The 4434-nt window shown below is 48.4% G+C and carries 4 protein-coding genes; 3 read left to right on the top strand and 1 reads right to left on the bottom strand.

What is annotated here, in order from left to right; genetic code table 11:
* From tamL to BN93_RS03295, 3 genes are all read left to right on the top strand, one after another.
* Positions 1-1777: translocation and assembly module lipoprotein TamL (tamL, locus tag BN93_RS03305; protein ID WP_084768682.1), on the top strand; the 1777-nt coding region annotated here is incomplete at its 5' end.
* A gap of 83 nt (positions 1778-1860) precedes the next feature.
* Positions 1861-2511: an endonuclease III gene (nth, locus tag BN93_RS03300; RefSeq protein ID WP_019186940.1), complete on the top strand. Its 651-nt coding sequence runs from the start codon at positions 1861-1863 to the stop codon at positions 2509-2511.
* 409 nt (positions 2512-2920) lie between these two features.
* A complete protein-coding gene (locus tag BN93_RS03295; RefSeq protein ID WP_019186939.1) occupies positions 2921-3622 on the top strand; it encodes a DUF2461 domain-containing protein in 702 nt (233 codons plus the stop codon).
* Between the two features lie 350 nt (positions 3623-3972).
* On the opposite strand, the gene BN93_RS03290 is transcribed toward BN93_RS03295, so the two are convergent.
* Positions 3973-4434 (bottom strand): alpha-L-fucosidase (locus tag BN93_RS03290; RefSeq protein WP_019186938.1); only part of this gene is annotated, 462 nt, incomplete at its 5' end.

The raw sequence follows: 4434 nt of genomic DNA, 5'->3' as shown, positions 1-4434 counted from the left end.
AAAGCCCTTTTTTATCAACTCGGTGCGTTATGACATACAAGACTCTGTTATCGCCCGAATGCTCGATTTGGACAATCCCGCCCGCCAAGAGCTAAAAGCGGGCGACCCTTTTACCGTTACGCGGCTCGAAGAAGAACGCAAACGCATAACGCGCGTGCTGTTGGATAGCGGCTATTACCGTTTTCATAAAGACTTTATTCTGTATGGGGCCGACTCTACCGCAAGTAAAAATCAAATCAACTTGATGCTCCACCTGCTGCGTTACCGTCCCAACAGCAATGCCCCCGAAACGTTGCATCCACGTTATAGCATACGTAACGTTACTTTTTCTAGCAACGATAGTGCTGCGATACACTTGCGACCGGGCGTGTTGCGCCGAAGTACACTTATTAAGCAAGGCGATCTTTTCAGTGCCACGCAGCTGCAACGCACCTATGGAAACTTCGCTCGCATGCAGGCCGTGCGCTATACCAACATCCGTTTTACCGAAGTGCCCGACACCACTTTGCTAGATTGCGATATTAATATCAGTACGAACAAACCTTCCTCCATTTCGTTCCAACCCGAAAGCACCAACACAGCCGGCGACCTTGGTGCGGCAGTTTCGGTTACGTACGAAAACAGAAACCTTTTTAGGGGCAGTGAGTTGTTGAGCATCCAGCTACGTGCCGCCTACGAGGCCATTACGGGATTGGAAGGCTATCAAAACAAAGACTATCAGGAGTATGGCGTGGAAACAAAGCTTACCTTTCCCCAATTTGTTGCCCCTTTGTTGTCGCGTACGTTCCGCAGGCGCAGTGTAGCCACCAGCGAATTGTCGCTTAATTGGAACCTTCAAAACCGTCCGGAGTTTCATCGGCGCGTGTTTTCCACGGCGTGGCGGTACCATTGGAACGAACCTCGCCAACATATTTCTTACCGATACGATTTTTTCGACATCAACTACGTGTACATGCCGTGGATAAGTTCGCGTTTCAAGGCCGACTATTTAGACAACGCAACGAGCCGAAACGCCATTCTTCGCTACAATTACGAAGACCTATTTATCCTTAAAATGGGATTTGGTTTGGCCTTTAACGATGGCGAAAACGCTTTGAAAGCGCATGTAGAGTCTGCTGGTAACATGTTGCAGGCGGTGTCTAAGCTGTTTCGTTTGCCGCAAAATGCCGACGGAAAATACACCTTGGTGAACATTGCCTATGCGCAATACGTGAAGTTTGATGTTGATTTTACCCGCCTTTTCCAGTTCGACGAGCGCAACTCATTGGCTTTCCACGTTGGTCTTGGCGTGGCCTATCCCTACGGCAACAGCACCATTTTGCCGTTCGAAAAGCGTTATTTCTCGGGTGGAGCAAACTCGGTGAGGGGTTGGCGAGTACGCGAATTGGGACCTGGAACGTTTAAAGGAACGGATGGGCGTATCGACTTCATCAACCAAACGGGCGACATGAAACTGGATATGAACTTGGAATACCGCACGTTTTTGGGATGGAAACTGCACGGAGCGGTGTTTGTAGACGCTGGAAACATCTGGACTTTGCGCAACTATGCCGAACAACCTGGCGGACAATTCAGCTTTAACAGTTTCTATCGGCAAATAGCCGTGGCTTACGGATTGGGGTTAAGGCTCAACTTCGACTACTTCATTCTGCGTTTCGACTTCGGCATGAAGGCCGTTAACCCTGCCTACGAAACCTCGCGCGAGCATTATCCGCTGCTCTATCCCAACTTTAAACGCGATTTTGCCTTCCATTTCGCTGTGGGGTTGCCCTTCTAAACAGCCCACGCCGGCGTAGCTTAACGCCTTGATGTAGGCGCAAAACATATTTAACCTGTGCCACATGGCACTTATTTTTAGCGATGACAAGAAACGAACGATACAAATACATATTGGATTATTTCCGCGCGCAAGCCCCAGTTGTAACCACCGAACTCGAATTTGGCTCTGCCTTTCAGCTGTTGGTGGCCACGCTGCTCAGCGCGCAATGCACCGATAAGCGCATCAATCAGGTTACGCCTGCCTTGTTTGCACGTTTTCCCACGGCCGAAGAAATGGCCAAAGCCGAGGTGGAAGAGGTGTTCGAGTACATCAAGTCGGTGAGCTATCCTAACGCCAAGGCCAACCATTTGGTGGCTATGGCGCGCAAATTGGTAGACGATTTCAAGGGCGAAATGCCCAGCACGACGGCCGAACTGACGACATTGCCTGGCGTAGGACGAAAAACAGCGAACGTAATGCAGGCTGTTTGGTTCGACAAACCTAACATGGCGGTAGATACGCATGTGTTTCGCGTGAGTCATAGAATGGGTTTGGTGAGCAAGAAGGCCACCACGCCATTGAAAGTGGAGCAAGAATTGTTGCGCCACATACCCAGCGTAGATGTGAATAAGGCACACCATTGGCTGCTGCTGCATGGCCGATATGTGTGCATTAGCCGCAAACCCAAGTGCGAGGAGTGTGTGTTTAACGACATTTGCCCCAAGCTTTTGGAGGGTTCGAAACTTGAATAAGGGTGAAGAGGTGAAAAGGTGAAAAGGTGAAAGGGTGAAAAGGTGAAAGGGTGAAAAGATGAAAAGGTGAAAGGGTGAAAGGGCGAAAAGGTGAAAGGGTGAAAAGGTGAAAGGGTGAAAGGGTGAAAAGGTGAAAGGGTGAAAAGGTGAAAGGGTGAAAAGATGGCTGACGCCCTCTAAAGTTGTCTAGCGGTTTCTAGATTTCTAGTTCATTCTAGTTTTCGGACAAGTCTGACTGGTCTGACTGGTCTGACAAGTCTGACAAGTCTGACAAGTCTGACCTATCCTAGCAGCAAGAAACGACGATTCTAGAATCAAGCTTTTATACGAAACGAATAATGTAAAACCAATATAATGAGGGCTAGGCGATTATCGTTTCTAGCTTTTACAAGCAAATAAATTAGAGAAAATGGACATTAAACGTATTTTAAAATATTTGGCCGAACTGTCGGCGAACAACAATCGCGATTGGTATCAGGCGCATAAGGATGAATATACGGCATGTAGGGCCGACTTTGAAGAGGGTGTTCGCCAAGCCCTCGGTGCCATTTCGTTGTTCGATAGCGAGATTAGTCACTTGCAAGTAAAAGATTGTGTGTATCGTTTTAACCGCGATACGCGTTTCTCGGCCGACAAGTCGCCATACAAAAACCACTTTGGCGCATACATGTGCGCCAAGGGTAAGAAGGCTTTGCGCGGCGGTTATTACCTGCATCTGGAACAAGGACACTGCCTTTTGGCCGTGGGTGGTTATTGGTTGCCCACGAATATCCTCACTTCGTGTCGCAATGAGATTATGGGTAACATTGATACATGGCGTGGCATTGTGGAAAATAAGGCTTTCATAGACCTGTTTGGCAAGCCCAACGAAACCAAATGGGGTGAAGGGACGCGCGGATTTGGGCTCGATTCGCTTAAAAGCGCACCCAGTGGATTTCCCCGCGACTATGAGTTTATACAGTATCTGCGCATGAAAGACTATTGCGGATGGGTGAAAGTACCCGATAATTTCTTTGAAGGCGATGGCTGGATAGACGAGATGACGCGCATATTTAAAGTGGGTAAGCCCATGATGGACTTTATGAATAATGTGATTGACGATTATGAGTAGGGGGGGTAAAGGCCACAACCAGCCTCACGCAGCTCCACAACTGGCCTCACCCCCAACCCCTCTCCAAGGGGAGAGGGGCGTAAAATGCCTTGCTTGCGTTGTTCAAAAACACGGTTTAGGAGAGAGTACAAGGTGCTTTGTAATGGCACTACAAGATGTTTGTACCGATACTACAAGATGTTTGTACCGATACTACAAGATGTTTGTACCGATACTACAAGATGTTTGTACCGATACTACAAGATGTTTGTACCGATACTACAAGATATTTGTACGGACACTACAAGGCACTTTCTAGCGCGAGTACAAGGTGCCTTGTACTGATATATTGCTGCGCCTAGATGGAACATTTACATCGTCAACTCCACCACATAATCAATGTCGGTGGGCACTTTATCCAGATGCAGGGTGATGCCATCGGCATGCTTGGTAAAGTTAACACGCTTGCCAGTGGCAAACGCTGTGGCCGACTTTGGCATGCGTTTGCCCAATGGCAGGTAAAGACCAGACTCTTGCAAGTCTAATATATGTATGTAAAGCTTGTTGCCACGCTGCGTACTTACGCCCCAATGATGCGGTGCAACCAGTCCGCCACGCGTGCCATAGATGGTGTTGCCATACTTTGATAGCCATTGTCCAATCTCTTTCAGACGAGCCACAGCCACAGAAGGGAGTTCGCCGCCTGGCTCCGGACCAACATTCAACAGCAAATTGGCATTCTTACCAGCAGCCTTAACCAACATTTGTATCAGCTCTTTGCCCGACTTATAGTTGCTGTCTACCAACGAATAACCCCAATGGTCGTTGATGGT

Origin of the sequence: Prevotella conceptionensis 9403948 (genome assembly GCF_000312305.1) — a bacterium.
GTDB classification, from domain to species: domain Bacteria; phylum Bacteroidota; class Bacteroidia; order Bacteroidales; family Bacteroidaceae; genus Prevotella; species Prevotella conceptionensis.
Note: the sequence above shows the minus strand (reverse complement) of the source record. Positions and strands in the feature narration are given on the sequence as shown.